The sequence below is a fragment of the Microbacterium testaceum genome (assembly GCF_001476655.1).
Taxonomy (GTDB): domain Bacteria; phylum Actinomycetota; class Actinomycetes; order Actinomycetales; family Microbacteriaceae; genus Microbacterium; species Microbacterium testaceum_C.
The window spans coordinates 64,451-84,353 of the sequence record NZ_LDRT01000002.1; the positions used below are offsets into that span (position 1 = coordinate 64,451).

Sequence of the window (19,903 nt, forward strand, 5' to 3'; positions counted from 1 at the left end):
GCGACGAGGAGCGCGCTCACGCGGAGGTGTAGGCGACGATTCCGCGACGCACCGCGTCGAGGGCCGTGCGGGCGGTCTTCGCGAGCTTCGGCTCGGCGACGAGCGAGATCTGATCGAGCAGGTCGATGGTCTGCTTGGCCCAGCGGACGAAATCCCCCGCGGCCATGTCGGCGAGCGTCAGGACGCTGTCCAGGGGAAGGCCCTTCGCCCAGGCGTGCATCGCCGGGGCGAGGCCCGAGGCGGGCGCCTCGGACCCGGGAAGCCGGTGGTCGCGCTCGAGGTCGTCCAGCTCCTGCCACAGCGTCTGCGTGGCGTCCAGGGCTCCACGGAAGGCCCCGCGAGGCAGTCCTCGCTCGCCGGGTCCCGCCTCGTCGCGTCGCGGTTCGTACACGAGGCAGCAGGCCAACGCCGCCAGCGACGGAGCGTCGAGGTCGTCCCACAGGCGCTGGCGCAGCGACTCGGCGACGAGCAGATCGCGCTCCCCGTAGATGCGGCGCATCGTGCGTCCGGCCGGCGTGAGAACCGTCCCTCCGCCTTCTTCGATCGCCACGTATTCGAGCGTCGCGAGCACCTCGACGACCCGGTCGAAGACGCGCGCCACCGTTCCGGTGCGCTGGTCGATCTGCTGCCGCGTCTTGTCGGTGGTGCGCTTCAGCTTCCAGTACCGCTCGGCCCACCGTGCGTGCGCCTCGCGATCAGGGCACGAGTGACAGGGATGCCGCTGCATCCGCCGCCGGAGGGACTGGATCTGCTGCTGACGCTCGTCGCGCAGGCGTCGGGGCGCCGTGGCATCTCGTCGATTGATCTTCTCGAGGTCGCTGAGCTCGCGGCGGATCGTGGAGTACTCGCGGAAGTCTCCGCGGTCGCAGGTCATCGCGGTCTGGTAGCCGGAGAGGGACTCCTCGGCCTCTTTCACCTGACGCGCCAGCCCGACGACGGAGCGATCGGCCTGGAACTGCGCGAACGACGACTCGAGGATCTCGCGGGCTCGCGACCGCCCGAACTGGTCGATGAGGTTGACCGCCATGTTGTACGTCGGCCGGAAGCTCGAGTTGAGCGGGTAGGTGCGCCTCGAGGCGAGGGATGCCACGGACTGGGGGTCGAGACCCTCCGTCCACTGCACGACGGCGTGACCTTCGACATCGATCCCGCGGCGGCCCGCTCGACCGGTGAGCTGCGTGTACTCCCCCGACGTGATCGCGACGCGGGCCTCTCCGTTGAACTTCTCGAGTTTCTCGAGCACGACGGTGCGCGCGGGCATGTTGATGCCGAGCGCCAGCGTCTCGGTGGCGAAGACGACCTTGACGAGTTTGCGCCGGAAGAGTTCCTCGACGACCTCTTTGAAGGCCGGGAGGAGCCCGGCGTGGTGCGAGGCGATGCCGCGTTCGAGGTTGTCGCGCCACTCCCAGAAGTGCAGGACGGCGAGGTCTTCGTCTTTGAGCGTGAACGTCAGTTCGTCGACGATCTGGCGGATCTCGACGCGTTCCTCGGCCGAGGTGAGGCGCACATTCGCACGGCGCAGCTGCTGCACGGCGGCATCGCAACCGGCGCGACTGAAGATGAAGAAGATCGCCGGCAGGAGGTGATTGCGCTGCAGCAGCTCGACCACCTCGGGGCGGTCGATGCGCTCGATGCGCGATCCCTGCGACGGCCGCACGGGCTTGTGACCACCGCGACGCTGGTGCGCGTGGCGTGGTCCGCCCGCGTGGCGCTGCGAGCGGTACTCCTGGGCACGGCGGTTGTTCTCGTATCCCCCGGCGTTGCCGCCCCGGATCCGCAGGAGCTCTTGATTGACCTGCGCCGTTGCGACGCCCGCACGATCGTCGAACAGGGGCAGGAGATCGCCGCGCACCAGCACGTGTTGTTCGAGCGGGACGGGCCGCGTCTCGGAGACGATGACCTCGGTGTCGCCGCGCACGGTATCGAGCCAGTCGCCGAACTCCTCGGCGTTCGACACGGTCGCCGACAGCGAGACGAGCTTCACCGAGCGCGGGAGGTGGATGATCACTTCTTCCCACACCGCCCCACGGAAGCGGTCGGCGAGGTAGTGCACCTCGTCCATGACGACGAAACGGAGACCGCGCAGTGCCGGGGAGTCGGCGTAGAGCATGTTGCGCAGGACCTCGGTCGTCATGACGACGATGCGCGCGGAAGCATTGATGTTCGTGTCACCGGTGAGCAGGCCGACTTCGTCGTCGCCGTAGACCTCTTGCAGCTCGTGGAACTTCTGGTTCGACAGCGCCTTGATCGGCGTCGTGTAGAAGGCCTTGTCCCCGGGTTCGAGCATCGCGAGATGGATCGCGAATTCACCGACGATGGTCTTACCGGCACCCGTCGGCGCCGCGACGAGCACGCTGCGTCCGTCCTCGAGGGCGTGGCATCCGGCGATCTGGAAGTCGTCGAGTTCGAAGCTCTGCGACTCGGCGAAGTCGGCGGTATGGGGGTGAGCGGAACGGGCCGAAGCCCGCGCGAAGCGATCAGCCGGGCTGAGTCCGCTCACGCCCTCGGTCCCAAAAGGCCCTCCGCGGCCATTCGGCGAGCCTTGCGACGATCGAACAGCATCGACACCCCGGCGGCCGCGAAGAAGAGCACGATCAGGATGCCCGCGAGCATCAGCATGCTCACGATGTCGGCGGCCGGGGTGGCGAGGGCCGAGAACAGCGTCGCGATGAGGATCGCGACGCGCCACCCCTTGAGGATGGCCTTGCCGCTCATGACGCCGGCGACGTTCAGGGCCACGAGAAACACCGGGAGGACGAAGGCCACACCGATGACCAGCATCAACTTGAAGACGAAGTCGTAGTAGTCGGCCGCGTTGTAGAGGTTCGCCGCGCCGTCGGGCGTGAAGCTCCACATCAGCTGAATCACGTGGGGGACGATCATGACCCCCACGTAGCATCCGCCGAAGAACAGCGGCACCGCGGACGCGACAAAACCGATTGTGTACCGGATCTCTTTCCGCGTGAGACCGGGCATGATGAAGGCCCAGATCTGCCAGAGCCAGATCGGGGCCGACAGGAAGATGCCGATCGTGAAGGCGATCCGCATGCGGAGGTCGAACGCGGAGGTCACCGCCCCGAAGTTGATCGCAGAGAGGTTGTCGCCACGTTCCAGCGCGATCTGTCGCACGGGAGCGGTGATCCACTCGATGATCGGCGACGTGATGGCGAACGCGATGATCATCCCGACGATCAGCGCCGCCGCGGCGATCATCAGGCGCTTGCGCAGCTCGATGAGATGAGCGCCGATCGACATGCGCTTGTCGCGCCGCGGGCCCTCCGGCACGTCGATCCGCGGCGGTCCTGCCGTTGTCACGCCTTAAACGGAGGTGTCGTTCGGCTTGCGCTGCTCGGGCGCGGCTGCCGTGGCGGTGCCGAGCTCGGTGGTGCGCGGAGCGTCTGCGGCCTCGGCGGAGAGCTCGTCGTCGCGCTTCATCTCTTTCATCTCGTTCTTGAAGACGCGAGCGGACTGCCCCACGCTCTTCGCCAGCGCCGGAAGCTTCGTCGCGCCGAACAGAAGGAGAATGACCGCGAGAACGATCAGCAGGTGGACTCCGGTGATTCCCTGGAACATGATGACTCCTCGTCAACCTCGGGGGTGATCGTCAGTCTAACCCGACGAGGTGCGCCAAGGCCCGGAATACGGCCGAGGTTCACCCGGGTGATCCACCGGCGTACTGGGCGAGCCCGGCGGCGGCCCAGGCCGCGGCGGCGCGCCGCGCCCCCGCCGGTTCGAGGAGCTCGACGTCCCCGCCTCGTCGAGCGGCGAGCCGTTTCAGACTCTGCTCGTCGGCGAGGCGGAGCGAGGCGATCGACGCGTTCCCGTCGTCGACGATGTCGGCGCGTTCGAGGTAATCCGCCAGCAGCGGCGCCACCTCCCGGGGGAAGCGGAAGCGGGCGACGACCTCGTCGTCCGCGGGCGCGAAGAGCTCGGGGACCGGGTCGGCGCCGTGCTCCGCGGGGATGTCGGTCAGCTCGGCATCGCTCACGCGGTCCAGATGGAACGTGCGGACGGCTTGCCGGGTGTGGCACCAGCCTTGCAGGTACCACTGGTCGTTGGCGATGTGGACCTTGATCGGATCGACCGTGCGCAGGGTCGGTCCCGCGCCCGGGGCCCGATAGGTGAAGCTGACGGCGACCCGTGCCCGCAGCGCGCGATCGACGACCTCGCGCACGCCGTCGACCGGACCCGGGGCGACGATGACCGCAGGCGGAGCCGCGGAGGCACCGCGCGAGAGCTTCGCCAACAGCCCGGTGACGAGCTCGTTGTCGGCGACGCCGGGCAGGGTACGGGCGAGCTGGAGTCCGGCCAGGAGGGCCGCCGCCTCGCGGGCGGTCAGCCGCGGCGAGCGTTCGAGTCCGACCGTGTTGGTCATCGCGATGACGTCTTCGCGCTCGAGCAGATCCCAGTCGATGTCGAACAGTTCGTTCGGCAGCTGCCAATAGCCGCGTTCACCCGGAAGGCCGATCACCGTCAACCGCTCGACCATCGCCCGCATCTGAGCGGGTGCGACGTCGAACTCCCTCGCGGCCTCGGCGACCGAGACCTCCCCCTTCCCGATGAGGTAGGGCACGAGCTGCAGGAGAAGAGCGGCGCGGTCCAGCGCGTGGAGGGGACGCTCGAGGCTCACGCGTCACCTCCGTGCAGCACGAGCGTGGCCTCGAGCCGGCGGATCACTTCGTCGCGGAGGCTCGACGGTTCGACGACGCGCACCTCCGGCCCGTAGGACGCCAGCTCGTCGGCGAACACGTGCAGATCGACATAGGGCACGACGACGCCCTGGGGCGCGGGTAGAGCCCGCCGCGCGAGTCGCAGCGAAGCCTCGGTACCGGGGTGCACCTCGAGGAGGGCGCGCTGACGGTCGGCCACGTCTTCCAATCCGGCGAGGGCTCGCTCTCCTGCGCCGACCCGCAGGGCCGGGAGGAACTTCTCCCGCGTCAGGGTCACGTCGCCCACGACCCGGGACAGCAGGAAGGTGCGATCGGCATCCATCGTCAGGTCGAAACCGAAGACGTGCCAGCGCGCCTCGTACTCGACGAGGGCCAGGGGCCGGATCCGTCGCTCGCGCGGGCGCGGCTCCCCGGGACGCAGGTACGAGAACGTCACCGCCCGACACTCCTCGATCGCGCGCTGGAACGCCGGGAACGACGCGTCCCGCACGCGGATGCGGGGGGCGTAGCCGATGATCGGCTCGTCGACGGGGATGCCGAGTGCGCGGATCTTCCGGAGCCCGCTCCGGGCATCCGCGGAGAGGGACTCGCTCCCCCACACGTCCCCGGCGATGTTGAGCAGGGCGATCTCTGCGGGACTGAAAGAGATGTCCTCGGGCAGCGCGTACTCCGCCGTCGGAACGCGATACCGCGCTTCACGGAGGTCGTCGGGATCGGCGCGCTCACCGATCGTCTCGATGGGGATGCCGAGACCGCGGAGGTTCTCTTTGTCGCGCTCGAACATCTTCTCGAGGGCATCCTTGGACGCCCCCGCCTCGAGCTGCTCGCGATAGCCCGCGACCGACGACAGGATCGTCTCCTTCGTCAGCCCCTGCTCGGTCGCCATGAGGGCGACGACGAGGTTGACCAGTCGCTCCTCGGGAGCGCTTCTGGAGGTGGTGGCGGGCACTCGCCCATCCTAGGCGCGGCGAGCACGACGGTCCCGCCCGTGCGAACGTCCGTCGGTGTCCGACGCCCCGAGCGGCGGACGCGGGAGGGAGACCGCGATCCGTCGAGCGGTGTCAGTTCAGCGTGCCGAGGATGTCGACCACGTAGACGAGCGCCTTGTCGGCGGGAGCCTTCAGCGCCTGCTGGTCGGCCGAGGTCTGGTCGGCCGGCACGACGAGGAGGACCTGCGACCCCACGGTCTGCCCCTCGAGAGCCGAAGCCAGTGCGGGCGGCAGTTTCGAGACCGTGGCCTGGCCCGGCGCGCCGTTCTGCCACGTGGAGGCGAAGGTCGTCTTCGCGCCCCACGCGACACCCACGAGGTGGATCATCGCGCTCGAGTCGGCGGTGAGGACCGCGCCGTCGCCCTTCTTCAGCGTCTCGGTGCGCACGTCGGACGGCGCGTCGTTCTGCGGGAAGGAGATGCCCGGCTGGCCGTTGGGTGCGCGCACGACCGAGGGCATCCCGGTCCCGGCGTTGAACTGCTCGGGACCGTCGGCCGCCGGCAGGAAGACCTTACGCAGATCGACGACGAACACGCCCGGAGAACCCTCGGCCAGCCCGAGGCCGCGCGCCTTGTCGGCCGGGATCTGGTCACCGGGGATGGCCACAGCCACGCGGGATCCCTCCGCCGCGCACTTCAGCGCCGCGGTGAGTCCGGGGACATCGGGTTCGAGCGCCGTCAGCGACGTCGTCTTCGTCAGATCCGAGCCGTACTGCGTCGCGATCGCCGTCTCCCCCGTCACAGGGTTCATCACCGTGACGTTGACGAGAGCGAGCTGACCGTCCTCCGTCAGCTTCTCGCCGTCGCCCTGCACGAGGGTGTCGACAGCCGTCTGCGTCGGCAGGTACGGGCTGCGCAGGTTCACGGTGGGCGCCGTACCGACGTCTCCGGTCGCCGAGATCGCCGCGGACAGAGCGGGATCCGCCGTCGGGCTCGGGCACGAGGTGCCGGCGGAGGCGGAGCACCCGACGAGGCCGAATCCGGCGAGGGCGGTCACGGCGACGAAGGCGGGAAGTCTGCGCACCGGAACAGTTTAGGGCGTTGCGCTCGATGAATCCGCCGAGGGCGACGCAGGGTCCTGGCGCTGACGCACCCCGTCGGCCGCCTTCTGCGCCTCACGCACGCGCTTGCGCAGGTTCTTGTCGGTGATCTCGCGGTCGCCGACGGCTCCCGGGGTCCACAGCTCCACGTCTTCGTCGCCGTAGCTCGACTTCGACGCGCGGCGCTTGACCTCGGGCGGAACGGCTCCGGGCGCGAGGCGCCGCGCGGTGAGGAGGAACCCGGTGTGCGCGATCATGCGGTGATCAGGTCGGACGGCGAGCCCCTCGACGTGCCACCCGCGGACCATCGTCTCCGAGGCATCCGGATCCGTGAAGAGACCCGTCGCGCGGATGTACTCCGCGACGCGGCTGAGCTGGGTGGCCGTCGCGACGTAACAGAGCACCACGCCTCCGGGCGTCAGGGCGTCTGCGGCGACGTCGATGCACTCCCACGGGGCGAGCATGTCGAGCACGACCCGATCGACCGTTCCCGGCTCGACGGCGTTCGGGAGGCTCTCGACGAGATCCCCGACGACCACGTCCCACGTCGCGGGCGTTGCACCGAGGAAGGTCTCGACGTTGGCGCGAGCGACGTCGGCGAACTCCTCCCGACGCTCGAAGGACACCAGTCGACCCGCGGGCCCGATGGCCCGCAGCAGCCAGAGAGACAGCGCGCCGGATCCGACGCCGGCCTCGACCACCGTCGCGCCCGGGAAGATGTCGGCCGCGGAGAGGATCTGCGCCGCGTCCTTCGGGTACACGATCGCCGCGCCGCGCGGCATCGACATCACGAAGTCGCGGAGGAGGGGACGAAGCGCCAGGTACTCGTGACCCGAGCTGTTGGTCACGACGCTGCCGTCGGGCTCGCCCACGAGCAGCGAGTGCTTGAGCACCCCGTTGTGCGTGTGCAGCTCGCCGTCCTCGCGCAGGGTGATCGTGTGCAGACGCCCCTTGGGGCCGGTCAGCTGCACGCGGTCGCCGACCCGGAAGGGGCCGCTCAGGTGCGGGGTCTCACTCATCGGGTCTCCTGCGGGGTCGTGATCGAGGGAAGGGGGATGCCGGGGGCGCCGGCCCGCGACGCGTGCAGCGCGCGCAGGTCGGCGGTCGTCCGGCCTTCGAGGCTCGGCCACAGCGCATCGGCGCCGAGACCGTCCAGCGACACCATCAGCGGGACGCCGAGCGTGACCGCACCACTGGCGATCGCGGAGCGCAGGCCGTTGGGCGAATCCTCGATCGCCACCGTGTCGGTGACATCGACGCCGAGGGCGGCGCAGGCCTGGAGGTAGGGATCCGGGTGAGGCTTGGGCCGCACCACGTCGTCACCGGCGACGACGATGTCGAAAGCCGGGAAGTCGATCAGCTCGGTCACCGAGAGCGCCATGCGCCGCATGGACATCGTCACCAGCGCGGTCTTCACCCCGTGGCTCCGAAGATCCGCGAGAAGCTCGCGGGCACCGGGACGGAAAGGCACCCCCGCGACCGCGAGCTGGCGCTGCACCTCGTCCGTGAGGTACGAGATGATCTCGTCGACCCCCCACGGAACCCCGGCGTTCTGCAGAAGGCGCGCCGAGTCCTCGAGGGCGAGGCCCACCATGCCGAGCGCCTGCTCGTGAGACCAGGTGCCTCCGAAACGCTCCACGAGCGGCGTCTCGGCCGCCATCCAGAAGGGTTCCGTGTCGACGAGCGTGCCGTCCATATCCCAAAGGACGGCGGCGGGCGCGGCAGAAGTCATCGTTCCATCGTATCGAGGGCGCCGTCGCCCGCCGCTCCCGGCTCGGTGCATGCGCCTATCCTGGAACCCAGCCCTTCCCGGGGCAGAGGAGGTCGCGTGGACGCACTGGGTCGCCGGATCATCGTCGCCGCTTTCGACGGATGGAACGACGCGGGAGAGGCGGCGTCCGCCGCCGCGGCTCTCCTGCGCGCCGACGCCGAGTACGAAGTCGTGCACACGGTCGACCCCGAGCTGTACTTCGACTACCAGTACACGCGCCCGCAGATCGGTCTGGATGCCGAAGGCCACCGCACCCTGACGTGGCCCGAGGCGCGGCTCCTCCGCCCGATGCGACGCTCCGACGACGCGGAGATCTGGCTGCTCGTCGGGGTCGAGCCCGCGCGGGCATGGCAGGCTTTCGCGGCGGAGTTCATCGACGTCGCCCTCCGGGAGGACGTCACGGGGTTCGTCGCCCTCGGCTCGATGATGTCGGACGTTCCGCACACGCGCCCGATCTCGGTGTTCGCCGGCAGCGACAACGAGGGCGTGCGCCAGGCGCTCGACCTCGAGCGGAGCCTGTACGAGGGTCCTGTCGGCATCCTGAGTGCGATCGGCCATGCCGCCGAGGGCGTCGGCATCCCCACCGCCAGCCTGTGGGCGAGCGTGCCGCACTACGTCGCGGGCCACACGCCCTCTCCGAAGGCCACGCTCGCTCTCCTCGACCGCTTGCAGTCCCTCACCGGCATCGAGGTCCCGCGCGGCGAGCTCGCCGCCGAGGCCGTGGCATGGGAGGCCTCGATCGACGCGGCCGCTGCCGACGACGAGGAGATGAGCGAGTACATCCGCCAGCTGGAGCAGACACGGGACACCTGGGATTCGCCCGAGGCGTCCGGAGACGCCATCGCGCAGGAGTTCGAGCGTTACCTGCGCCGCGGCGGTGACGGCCCCGCGAAGCCCGGTCGCGACGACCCGCCGCGTCGCTGAGCTCAGCCGCGCCGGGACCCGGTCCCTCCGATGGGCTCCGGGATCTCCCGCGCCGAGGGGCTGGGCTCGTCGACACCCCCGGACACGACGACGGCGCCGCCCCGACGGGGACGGCGCCGTCGTGGCATCCGGGATCAGCTGGTGATGACCGTGGACACCGCGGGGATCACACCGGTCAGCAGCAGCACGATGATCAGCAGACCGAGTACCACGCGGTAGATCACGAACGGCAGGAAGCTGCCGCGCTTGAGGTACTGCATGAGGAAGGCGATCACGAGGTAGCCGACGACGAAGGCGATGACGGTCGCGATCGCGGTCTCGCCGAGGTTGTACGGGCCGGTGCCCTCGTCGAAGCTCTTGTAGAGCTCGTACAGGCCGCTGGCGAACACCGCGGGCACGGCGAGCAGGAACGAGTACTCCGCCGCGGCGGTGCGCTTGTACCCGAGCGCGCGGCCGAGGGTCGTGGTCGCCCCTGAGCGCGAGACGCCCGGGACCAGCGCGAGGGCCTGCGCGAAACCGAACGCGAAGCCGTGCCCCACGGTGAGGTCGTCGAGGTCGCGACGACGCGTGCCGTAGTGATCGGCGACACCGAGGAGGATGCCGAACACGATCAGCACGATCGCGGTGATCCACAGGCTCCGGAAGTTGTCGCGGATGAGGCTCTGCAGGAGGAAGCCGAGCACACCGATCGGCACGGTGCCGATGATGATGTACCACCCCATGCGGGCATCGGGATCGTTGCGCGGAACGCGACCGGTCAGGGATTGGAACCAGCGCGAGAGGACCCGCGCGATCTTCTTGCGGAAGTACAGCAGCACCGCGAGCTCGGTGCCGATCTGCGTGATGGCGGTGAATGTCGCACCGGGGTCGGTCTGCGACGGGAGGAACTCGCCCACGATGCGCAGGTGGGCGCTGGAGGAGATGGGGAGGAACTCGGTGAGGCCCTGAACGAGCCCCAGGATGATGACCTCGAAGATATGCATTCGGTCCTTCAGTACGTTCGGATGAGGTCGGCGAGGACTCGTCGACCGAACTCGAGCGCGTCGACGGGGACGCGCTCGTCGACACCGTGGAACATCCCGGTGAAGTCGAGGTCGGCGGGCAGTCGCAACGGCGCGAACCCGTAACCGGAGATTCCGAGGCCGGCGAGGGCCTTGTTGTCGGTGCCGCCACCCATCAGGTACGGAACGACGGGCACGCCGGGGTCGTGACGGTCGAGCTGCGCCACCATGGCGTCGACCAGATCTCCCGAGAACGGCACCTCGAGCCCGATGTCCGTGTGCACGACCTCGATCTCGACGTGCGGTCCCACGATGCGCCGGATGTCGGCCAGAGCCGCCTCCTCGGTACCGGGCAGGACCCGGACGTCGATGAGCGCCTCGGCACGATCGGGGATCACGTTGTGTTTGTACCCCGCGGTCAGGCCCGTCGGGTTGGTCGTGGTCCGAAGCGTCGAGCGGATGAAGCTGGATGCCGCGCCGGTGCGGAGCGCGAGCGCGTCGGGATCGCCCGCGTCGTCACCCGTGATCTCGGCGAGACCCGCCAAGAGTTGCGCGGTCGTGTCGGTCAAGCGGATGGGCCACTGCGTGCGGCCGAGAGCCGCGACGGCCTCGGCGAGAGCCGTGACGGCGTTGTCGGGGTGAAGACCGCTGCCGTGTCCGGCGCGCCCCCGCGCGATCAGCTTGATCCAGATGAGCGCCTTCTCCCCCACCTGCAGCAGGTAGGCGCGACGATCGCCGACCGCGATCGAGTAGCCGCCGACCTCGCTGATGGCCTCGGTCGCTCCCCGGAACCAGTCGGCCCGATCCTTCACGACCAGCGCGGACCCCTCGACGCCGCCGTTCTCCTCATCGGCGAAGAAGGTGACGATGATGTCGCGCTCGGGCTGCTCCCCCGCGCGGAGGACCTCACCGACGGCGGTGAGGATCATGGCATCCATGTCCTTCATGTCGACCGCTCCCCGGCCCCACAGGATGCCGTCGCGGATCTCGCCCGCGAACGGGTCGACGCTCCAGTCCTCGGCCACGGCGGGCACCACGTCGAGGTGTCCGTGCAGGATCAGTGCCGGCTTGTCGGGGTTGCGACCGGGCACGCGCGCGCAGACGTTCGTGCGGCGGGCGATGGGCTCGTAGTAGTCGGTGGCGAGGCCGAGTCCTTCGAGGTATGCCCCGACGTATTCGGCCGCCTCGCGTTCGCCGTTCGAGCGTCCGCCGCCGTAGTTCGAGGTATCGAACCGGATGAGGTCGGACGCCACGCGGGCCACCTCGGGTACGTCGTTCTCGAGCTCGGGCATGCGCACTACGGTACCCGGGGGTGCGGTGCTCCGCCGTCGTGTGTCGCGGTGCGGCGGACGGCTCGGGCCCTCGGAGATCGAGGTGCCGCGCCCGGGGTGCAGCATCGGTTCGAGACAGGGCTCCGGTCGTGGTAATGTCGTTCCTCGTTGCGAAAGCGACAAAACACCCAGATGCGCGGGTGGCGGAATAGGTAGACGCGCTAGCTTGAGGTGCTAGTGCCCGTATTAGGGCGTGGGGGTTCAAGTCCCCCCTCGCGCACAGATGAGAAAGACCCCCGGGTTTCGCCCGGGGGTCTTTCTCGTTCCCGGCCGGGGTCCTCGTGACGGGGCGCGGCGGAGCGTCTCGTCGCAACCGTGACAGCGCGGAAACACCCGCGTGACACGGCCCGCCTAGCGTCGGGGCATGCCCCCTTTCTCGGTTCCCACGATCGACATCTCGGCCTGGGTCGGCAACGGGTCCGCCGACGCACGCGCCGCCGTGGTGGCGGCGATCGACCACGCGGCGCGCACCGTCGGCTTCATGCAGGTGGTGGGTCATGGCATCCCGGACTCCGTCATCACGGGGCTCGCCGCCGAACTCGACGAGTTCTTCGCGCTGCCCCTGGAGGCCAAGAAGGCGTTCGTGCGGCCCGCTGCCGAGAACCGCGGGTACAGCCCGCCCCGGAGCGAGTCGTTGAGCTACAGCCTGGGCGTCGACCCGGTGACGCGGATGAACGACTTCTTCGAGGCGTTCAACGTGGGCACGTCGTGGCGCGACTACCCCGGCACCACCGCGACGGCCGCGGACTACGCGGAGAACACCTGGCCGGATGCCGTCCCGTCCTTCCGCGGTGCCGTCGAGACCTACTTCGACGAGGCGCGCCGGGTGACCGGGACGCTCACACGCATCTTCGCCGCGGCGCTCCGGGTGCGCGAGGACTTCTTCGAGAAGCTCACCGATCACTCGATCGACGTGCTGCGCATGAACAACTACGCCCTGCCCCCGGGGTCGATCGAGCTGGGCGCCGAGCTGACGGGCATGGGCGAGCACACCGACTTCGGGCTCGTCACGGCGCTCTGGGCCGACCAGGTCGCCGGTCTCCAGGTGCTCGGGCAGGACGGCTCGTGGAACGACGTGTCCCCCGCCGACGGCGCCCTGCTGGTCAACCTCGGCGACGTCGCGGCACGGCTCACGAACGACAAGTGGCTCTCGACGCTGCACCGCGTGAAGCCGCCGGTGATCGACGGCACGATCGAGCGGCGCCGGTCGGCGGCGTTCTTCCACGACGGCAACGCCGACGCCGTCATCGCCCCGCTCCCGCATTTCGTCTCTCGCGAGGAGCCGGCACTGTACGAGCCGGTGACGGTCCGCGAGCACATCATCGCCAAGCTCGCGGGGTCGCGCGCCGGACGCAAGAACCTCGGCGCGGTGCGCGAGGCGGCACGGGTGACCGCGAGCCGCGGCTGACGTCCTCAGCGAACGGATAGCCGTCCCTCTCGGCGCGCATAGCCGCGGCGCCTACATTGCCTTCCTGATAACGATTCTCACTCCCGAGGAATCGATCGCCGAAGGGACACTGACCTCCATGAAGATCGCGCGCAGCCTCCTCGCCGCCACCGCTTCCACGTCGCTGCTGGCGCTCACGCTGACGGGGTGCGCGACGGGCGCATCCTCCGCCGCTCCCGCCGCGAGCACCGATTCCAGCCCCCGAATCGCCGTCGTCGCCGCCGAGAACGAATACGCCGACGTGGTGCAGCAGATCGGCGGAGACCGCGTCGACGTCTCCTCGATCCTGAGCGACCCCAACACCGATCCGCACACCTTCGAGGCGAGCGCGAGCGTGGCGAAGGAGATCGCCGGGGCGCAGGTGATCGTGCAGAACGGTCTGGGATACGACGACTTCATGTCCGACCTCGAGAAGGCCTCACCCGACGCGAACCGCACGGTGATCGTCGCCCAGGACGTCCTCTCGCTGCCGGACAGCACCGACAACCCGCACCTCTGGTACGACCCGAAGACGATGCCCGCCGTCGCGAGCGCGGTCGCCGACAAGCTCAGCGCACTCGACCCGGCGAGCGCCGACACCTTCCAGGCCAACCTCGCCGCTTTCACGGCCTCTCTCAGCGACTGGACCGACGCTCTCGCATCGTTCTCGAAGAACCACCCGAACACCCCGGTGGCGGTGACGGAGCCGGTCGCGGACGACATGCTGCAGGCGGCCGGTGCCGATATCAAGACGCCGTGGAACCTTCAGGCGGCGATCATGAACGACACCGATCCCTCAGCGCAGGACACCGCGACGCAGGACGCCCTGTTCACGGGCAAGCAGGTGAAGGCGTTCCTGTACAACCAGCAGGTCACCGACGACACGACGGACAAGTACCTGCAGCTCGCGAAGGACAACGGCATCCCGGTCGTCGGCGTGTACGAGACGATGCCGGCGAACTACCACTACCAGGACTGGATGCTGGCCGAGGTGAAGGCGCTCGAGGCGGCCGTCACCCAGGGCACGTCGACCGAGCAGCTGTGAGCGAAGGATCTCTGCACCGCGATCCCGACGTCGTCCTCCGAGCGAGCGGGATCGCGGTGCGTCTCGGTGGGGCACCCGTCCTCACGAACGTCGACCTGGATGTGCCCCGGGGCGCGATCGTCGGGTTGATCGGCGCGAACGGCGCAGGCAAGACCACTCTGCTGCGGGTGCTGCTCGGCATCCTGCGCCCCGATGCGGGACGGGTGCAGCGCCCGGGCCGTCGCGCGGGCATCGGCTACGTTCCGCAGAAGATCAGCCTCGACCCGCACGCACCGCTGCGCGCCCGCGACGTCGTGATGCTGGGGCTCGACGGCGGTCGGCTCGGGATCCCCCTGCGGCGAGGCCGACTGCGAGGGGTCGTGGACGACGCCCTCGCGCAGGTCGGGGCGTCGGCGTTCGCCGACGCCCGCGTGGGCGAGCTCTCGGGCGGGCAACAGCAGCGCGTGCTGCTGGCGCACGCGATCGTGAGTCGTCCGGCCCTGCTCCTGCTGGACGAACCGCTCGCGAGCCTCGACCCCGCCAGCGCGCGCGATGTCGTGGCACTCCTCGACGGACTGCGCCGCCGGTCCGGCGTGTCGATCGTCGTCACGGCGCACGATCTCACCCTTCTGCTGCCCGTCCTCGATCGTGTCGCCTATCTCGCGGGGGGACGGGCGGCGGTTGGCGCTCCGTCCGAGGTCGTCCGCGACGACGTGCTGAGCGACCTGTACCGGCGGCCCATGCGGGTGATCGAGGCCGCGGGTCGCACCTTCGTCGTCGCCGATGAGGGGATGGCGACGGAATGACCGCCATCCTGCCGGCGTTCTTCGCGAGCCCGACCGTGCAGACGGCTCTCGCGGTGGGTACGGTCGTCGCGCTGGTGTCGAGCATCGTCGGGGTGTTCACCATCACCCGCGGACAGTCCTTCGCGGGACACGCACTCTCGGACATGGGCGCGGTCGGCGGCTCCGGAGCGTTCCTCGTCGGTGTGAGCCAGCTCTGGGGCTTCGTCATCGCGGGGGTGATCTCGGCCATCGCGATGGAAGCGATCGGAACACGGCGCCTCGAAGGGCGCGATGTCGCCACGGGGGTCGTGTTCAGTGCGGGGATGGGACTCACCGCCCTGTTCCTCACTCTCGACACCCTCATCGGAGGATCGAGCAACGCGGCGATCGCCGTGCTCTTCGGCTCCTTGTTCTCGATCGACCCTCAGCTCGTGCCGGCCATCGTCCTGCTCGGGGTCGGGACTCTCGGCATCCTGACCGCCGTGTGGCGGTGGGTGAGTCTCGAGACACTCGACCGCGACCTCGCTGCCGTGCGCGGCGTTCCGACGCGATGGACCCGCACGCTGTTCCTCATCGCCCTCGCGCTCGCCGTGCAGCTGTCGTCGTTGTCGATCGGGGCGATCCTGTCGACCGCCCTGCTGATCGGACCGGCGGCGACGGCTCTGCTGTTCACGCGACGGTTGGGGACAGCCGCGGCGCTCGCCGCCGCGATCGCCGTGGTGCAGGTCTGGCTGGGCTGTCTGATCTCGTTCGCGAGCTTCGACTGGTTCGGGGGCAGCAGCTGGCCGGTCAGCTTCACGATCGTGGCGACGGTGTTCGCGACCTACCTCGCCGCGCGCGCGGGGCGCGCCGTTCGACCCGCGGTGCACCGGACGGCGGTGGCGTGATGTTCGCTCCCTACCTCATGACCGCCTGGGCGGGCGGCACGATCGTCGCCGTCGTGGCCGGTATCGTCGGGTTCTTCGTGGTGCTGCGCGGGAACGCCTTCTTCGCGCACGCCGTGCCGCACGGTGCCTTCGCCGGGGCGGCGGGAGCCGTTCTCATCGGGGTGAACCCGCTGGTCGGCCTCGGCGTGTTCGCCGTGGGCGGGGCGGTGGGCATCGTGCTCCTCGGTCGCCGAGCGCGCCACGACGTCGTCACCGCTCTGACGCTCGTGACGATGCTCGCCCTCGGTGCCCTGTTCCTGAGCCGGTCCCGCGAGTATTCGGCCGAGGTGTTCGCGCTGCTGTTCGGTCAGATCCTCGGCGTGGCGCCCGATCAGCTGCTGACGATGGGAGTGCTCGGACTCATCTGCGTGGTGCTGGTCGCGTGCATGATGCGTCCTCTGCTCCTGGCATCCGTCGCACCCGCCCTCGCTGCCTCACGGGGCGTACGCGTGATCGTGGTGGACCTCGTGTTCGCGGTGGTGATCGCGGCCGCGACGACCGTGAGCGTGCCGATGGTCGGAGCGCTCCTCATGTTCGCTCTGCTCATCGCTCCTCCGGCCTCGGCGCAGATCCTCGCCCGCACACCGGGTCAGGGGATGCTGTTGTCGGTCGCGCTGACGCTGGTCACGGTGTGGGCCTCGATCGCGCTGGCCGTCACGACCGACCTGCCGATCGGGTTCTTCGCCACCGCGATCGGCGCGGTGCTCTACGCGGGCGCCCGCGGTACCGCGTACCTGCGCAAGCGCGGGGGGTGACCGGTGCGCCGCCCCGGCGCGCGAGAACGCCCGCCGCACACGCAGACGCCCCGGTCGGGGGTTCAGCGGCGCGGCGGGCGTTCTCCGGCGCGCCGGATCAGGCCGCCGACACCCCGAACACCAGGCCGAGCACGTACGTGATGGCGGCGGCCCCGAATCCGATCGCGAGCTGACGCAGGCCCCGCTTGAGCGGCGAAGCGCCCGAGAGCAGCCCGACCATCGCGCCGGTCGCCATGAGGGCGATACCGACCAGGACGAGGGCCAGCACCACCGCACCGAGCCCCGACATCCCGAAGATCCACGGCAGCACCGGGATGATCGCGCCCGAGGCGAAGAACAGGAAGCTCGAGATCGACGCGCCCCACGCGCTCCCGACGACCTCGTGCGACGACTCCCCCGGCGCGGCCGCGGCCGGTGCGGTGCCCGCTCGCGCAGCGGTGACGACCTCGCGCGCCTGGGCGAGGGCCGCCTCGGGATCCATGCCGCGGGTGCGGTACACGAGGGCGAGCTCGTTGGCATCCAGATCCAGATGCGGCAGGGCGGAGTCGGCGAAGTCGCTCTCCTCGGTCGCCTCGAGGAGTTCTCGCTGCGAGCGCACCGAGACGAACTCGCCCGCGCCCATCGAGAGCGCCCCCGCGAGCAGACCCGCGATCCCGCTGAACAGGATGAAACTCGGGGCGACGCCGGTGGCGCCGACGCCCATCACGAGGGCGAGGTTGGAGACGAGACCGTCGTTCGCTCCGAACACGGCGGCGCGGAAGGTTCCCGACAGGCGCCGGCGACCGCGCGCGGCGAGCCCTCGGAGCACCTCGTGGTGCACGCGCTCATCGGCGGCCATCGCGGGGGTGGCGTACGGCTCGTCGGCGTAGGGCGAACGGGCCTCGGCGTTCTGCGCGAGCGCGAGGACGAAGATCGAGCCGAAGCGGCGAGCCATCCACGCGAGGAGCCGCGTGCCGATTCCGGGGCTCGGAAGGCGCTGCGGCTGCTCGCCGAGCAGGTCGATCCAGTGCTGTTCGTGGCGCCCCTCCGCGTCGGCGAGGGCGAGCAGGATCTCACGCTCCTCACCGGTGCGGCGCGACGCGAGCTCTCGGTAGACGCGGGCTTCGGCGCGCTCGTCCACGAGATAGCGCGCCCAGCGGCGGCGGTCACGGGCGGTGGGTGTGGCGGGGATCGTCACGGGGCTCCTTCGGGTCGTCCCCACCGTAATGAGCGAGAACCGCTCCCCCGGGCGCGTCGGCTGACACTGACAGCATTTCGGGGCTCCGAAGCGGGGAAGGACGGGGATCGAACCGATCGGATGCCAGCATTTCGGGCGCGCGAAACCGGGCCGGAGGCCGAGAAGCTCAGGAATGCACGCGCTTGCGCAGCAGGTCGATGCGTGCCTGCAGCTGGGCCACGGTGGCATGCGACACCGCCGGCCCCCCGCAGAGCCGGCGGAGCTCCGCGTGCACGAGACCGTGCGGTTCTCCGCTCTGCCGCGCGTAGAGGCCCACCATGGTGTTCAGCAGCTGCCGCTGCTCCTTCAGGGTGCGGTGCAGGGGCGCGGGAAGGCCGCCGTCGTCGACGGAGGGCGGCTCGACGCCGCTCTCCTTCTCGTGGGCCTCTCGCGTGGAACGGTGACGCGACTGCCGGGTCGCGCGCGACATGAGCACTTCGTGCACCTGCTCGGGTTCGAGCAGGCCCGGGATGCCGAGGAACTCCTCCTCCTCGATGGTTCCGGGCACCGCGAGCTGGCCGAACTCCTGCCCGTCGAACATCACGCGGTCGAAGTGCGCGAGCGAGCCGAGCGCCTGGTACTCGAACTCCTGCTCGAGCGCGTCGGAGGCTTTGTCCTCGCGCTCGGCGGCATCCATCATGTCTTCTTCGGCGTTCCACTGGTCGTCCGCGTCGCTGTCGCGGTCGAGGGCGTGCTCGCGCTGCGCCTCCATCTCGCCGGCGAGGGCGAGCAGCTGCGGCACGTTCGGCAGGAACACGCTCGCCGTCTCACCCCGGCGCCGGGCTCGGACGAAACGGCCGATGGCCTGCGCGAAGAACAGCGGGGTGGAGGCGCTCGTGGCGTACACACCGACGGCGAGACGCGGGACGTCGACGCCCTCCGACACCATGCGGACGGCCACCATCCACCGGCTCGTCCCCTTCGAGAACTCCTCGATACGGCTCGAGGCCTCGGCCTCGTCGGACAGCACGACGGTGACCTTCTCGCCGCCGATGTCCTCGAGGATGGCGGCATAGGCGCGCGCGGCGGTCTGGTCGGTCGCGATGACCAGGCCCCCGGCATCCGGGACCGTCTCGCGCACCTCGGTGAGGCGGCGGTCGGCGGAGCGCAGGACCGCGGGGATCCAGTCGCCGTTCGGGTCGAGCGCCGTGCGCCAGGCCTGGGAGGTGATGTCCTTGGTGTTGTCCTGGCCGAGCTGGGCCTCCATCTCCTCCCCCGCCTTGGTGCGCCAGCGCATCTGCCCGGCGTAGACGAGGAAGAAGACGGGCCGGACGACCCCGTCTTCGAGGGCGCGCTTGTAGCCGTAGGCGTAGTCGGTGCGCGAGAGGCGGATGCCCTTCGCGTTCGGGTGGTACTCCACGAACGGGATGGGCGCGGTGTCGCTGCGGAACGGCGTTCCCGAGAGCAGCAGGCGACGGGTGGCGCGACTGTAGGCCTCGCGGAGGGCGTCGCCCCAGCTGAGCGCGTCGCCGCCGTGGTGCACCTCGTCGAGGATGACCAGGGTCCGGGCATCGAGCGTCAGACGCTGATGCACCTCGGCCTTGACCGCGACCTGGGCGTACGTGACCGCGACGCCGTGGTACTGGCGCGAGGGCGTGGCGTGGCGGTTGGAGAAGAACGGGTCGAGACGGATGCCGACGCGCGCGGCCGCCTCGGCCCACTGGGTCTTGAGGTGCTCGGTGGGGGCCACCACGACGATGCGGTCCACGACGCGACGACGCATCAGCTCGGAGGCGAGGCGGAGGGCGAAGGTCGTCTTACCGGCGCCGGGTGTGGCCGCCGCGAGGAAATCACGGGGCCCTTTGCCCTCGCCGTCGGGTCCGTCGAGACCGAAATACAGGTCGAGCGCCTCGGCCTGCCACGCGCGCAGGCGCTGCGCGGTTCCCCACGGCGCGCGCTGCGGGAACGACGGGGAGAGGTGCTCGGCGGCGAAGGAGCCGAAGTGCGGCTCGGTCCCGTCGAGGGCGCCGTCGAACGCCGGGTCGGGGATCGCCCCCGGGGCGGGTGCGTCGGCGACCGGGGCGGTGGCGTGAGACGGGTCGAGGG

General features: G+C 70.0%; 18 protein-coding genes and 1 tRNA gene. 7 read left to right on the plus strand and 12 right to left on the minus strand.

The window, feature by feature from the left end; genetic code table 11:
- Nucleotides 1-16: 16 nt before the first annotated feature.
- From NS220_RS00585 to NS220_RS00620, 8 genes are all read right to left on the minus strand, one after another.
- The gene (locus tag NS220_RS00585; protein WP_058622176.1) at nt 17-2,500 is read right to left on the minus strand and encodes a DEAD/DEAH box helicase; all 2,484 of its coding nucleotides are present in this window, start codon (nt 2,498-2,500) and stop codon (nt 17-19) included.
- Nucleotides 2,497-3,255 carry a twin-arginine translocase subunit TatC gene (gene tatC, locus NS220_RS00590; protein ID WP_058622177.1) on the minus strand — a complete coding sequence of 253 codons (759 nt, stop codon included), beginning with the start codon at nt 3,253-3,255 and terminating at the stop codon, nt 2,497-2,499. The genes NS220_RS00585 and tatC overlap by 4 nt, the downstream gene beginning before the upstream one ends.
- A 63-nt stretch (nt 3,256-3,318) precedes the next feature.
- Nucleotides 3,319-3,573, minus strand: coding sequence for a twin-arginine translocase TatA/TatE family subunit (gene tatA, locus NS220_RS00595; protein ID WP_058622178.1), 255 nt, complete (start codon nt 3,571-3,573; stop codon nt 3,319-3,321).
- 79 nt (nt 3,574-3,652) lie between these two features.
- On the minus strand, nt 3,653-4,630 hold the full coding sequence (locus NS220_RS00600; RefSeq protein WP_058622179.1) for a helix-turn-helix transcriptional regulator: 978 nt from the start codon (nt 4,628-4,630) through the stop codon (nt 3,653-3,655).
- Entirely contained in the window at nt 4,627-5,619 is a 993-nt protein-coding gene (locus NS220_RS00605) for a helix-turn-helix transcriptional regulator (protein WP_058622180.1), read from the minus strand. The genes NS220_RS00600 and NS220_RS00605 overlap by 4 nt, the downstream gene beginning before the upstream one ends.
- Before the next feature lie 112 nt (nt 5,620-5,731).
- Nucleotides 5,732-6,682, minus strand: a complete 951-nt coding sequence (locus tag NS220_RS00610) for an FKBP-type peptidyl-prolyl cis-trans isomerase (RefSeq protein ID WP_058622181.1) — start codon at nt 6,680-6,682, stop codon at nt 5,732-5,734.
- 9 nt (nt 6,683-6,691) lie between these two features.
- Nucleotides 6,692-7,717: a tRNA (adenine-N1)-methyltransferase gene (locus NS220_RS00615; protein WP_058622182.1), complete on the minus strand. Its 1,026-nt coding sequence runs from the start codon at nt 7,715-7,717 to the stop codon at nt 6,692-6,694.
- Nucleotides 7,714-8,430, minus strand: coding sequence for an HAD family hydrolase (locus NS220_RS00620; RefSeq protein WP_058622183.1), 717 nt, complete (start codon nt 8,428-8,430; stop codon nt 7,714-7,716). The genes NS220_RS00615 and NS220_RS00620 overlap by 4 nt, the downstream gene beginning before the upstream one ends.
- A gap of 96 nt (nt 8,431-8,526) precedes the next feature.
- Between NS220_RS00620 and NS220_RS00625 the strand changes: the two genes are divergently transcribed.
- A complete protein-coding gene (locus NS220_RS00625) occupies nt 8,527-9,393 on the plus strand; it encodes a PAC2 family protein (protein WP_058622184.1) in 867 nt (288 codons plus the stop codon).
- Between the two features lie 134 nt (nt 9,394-9,527).
- Here the strand turns inward: NS220_RS00625 and NS220_RS00630 are convergent, their stop codons facing one another.
- On the minus strand, nt 9,528-10,376 hold the full coding sequence (locus NS220_RS00630) for an undecaprenyl-diphosphate phosphatase (RefSeq protein ID WP_058622185.1): 849 nt from the start codon (nt 10,374-10,376) through the stop codon (nt 9,528-9,530).
- 8 nt (nt 10,377-10,384) lie between these two features.
- Nucleotides 10,385-11,686 (minus strand): M20/M25/M40 family metallo-hydrolase, encoded by a 1,302-nt coding sequence (locus NS220_RS00635; RefSeq protein ID WP_058622186.1) that lies wholly within the window; start codon nt 11,684-11,686, stop codon nt 10,385-10,387.
- A gap of 173 nt (nt 11,687-11,859) precedes the next feature.
- On the opposite strand from NS220_RS00635, the gene NS220_RS00640 reads away from it, so the two are divergent.
- The 6 genes from NS220_RS00640 to NS220_RS00665 all read left to right on the plus strand — a co-directional run bounded on the left by NS220_RS00640 (nt 11,860) and on the right by NS220_RS00665 (nt 16,641).
- Nucleotides 11,860-11,945: transfer RNA gene (locus NS220_RS00640), tRNA-Leu, on the plus strand.
- Between the two features lie 144 nt (nt 11,946-12,089).
- Nucleotides 12,090-13,133 carry an isopenicillin N synthase family dioxygenase gene (locus NS220_RS00645; protein ID WP_058622187.1) on the plus strand — a complete coding sequence of 348 codons (1,044 nt, stop codon included), beginning with the start codon at nt 12,090-12,092 and terminating at the stop codon, nt 13,131-13,133.
- A 118-nt stretch (nt 13,134-13,251) separates the two neighbouring features.
- Nucleotides 13,252-14,196, plus strand: coding sequence for a metal ABC transporter solute-binding protein, Zn/Mn family (locus NS220_RS00650; protein WP_058622188.1), 945 nt, complete (start codon nt 13,252-13,254; stop codon nt 14,194-14,196).
- 56 nt (nt 14,197-14,252) lie between these two features.
- Nucleotides 14,253-14,981 (plus strand): metal ABC transporter ATP-binding protein, encoded by a 729-nt coding sequence (locus NS220_RS00655; protein WP_440589450.1) that lies wholly within the window; start codon nt 14,253-14,255, stop codon nt 14,979-14,981.
- Nucleotides 14,978-15,847: a metal ABC transporter permease gene (locus NS220_RS00660; protein WP_058622189.1), complete on the plus strand. Its 870-nt coding sequence runs from the start codon at nt 14,978-14,980 to the stop codon at nt 15,845-15,847. The genes NS220_RS00655 and NS220_RS00660 overlap by 4 nt, the downstream gene beginning before the upstream one ends.
- Nucleotides 15,847-16,641: a metal ABC transporter permease gene (locus tag NS220_RS00665; RefSeq protein ID WP_058622190.1), complete on the plus strand. Its 795-nt coding sequence runs from the start codon at nt 15,847-15,849 to the stop codon at nt 16,639-16,641. Before NS220_RS00660 ends, NS220_RS00665 begins: the two co-directional genes overlap by 1 nt.
- 97 nt (nt 16,642-16,738) lie before the next feature.
- Here the strand turns inward: NS220_RS00665 and NS220_RS00670 are convergent, their stop codons facing one another.
- Nucleotides 16,739-17,818 carry a VIT1/CCC1 transporter family protein gene (locus NS220_RS00670; protein ID WP_058622191.1) on the minus strand — a complete coding sequence of 360 codons (1,080 nt, stop codon included), beginning with the start codon at nt 17,816-17,818 and terminating at the stop codon, nt 16,739-16,741.
- A 166-nt stretch (nt 17,819-17,984) separates the two neighbouring features.
- The gene (locus tag NS220_RS00675) at nt 17,985-19,847 is read right to left on the minus strand and encodes a DEAD/DEAH box helicase (RefSeq protein WP_058622194.1); all 1,863 of its coding nucleotides are present in this window, start codon (nt 19,845-19,847) and stop codon (nt 17,985-17,987) included.
- Between the last annotated feature and the right edge of the window lie 56 nt (nt 19,848-19,903).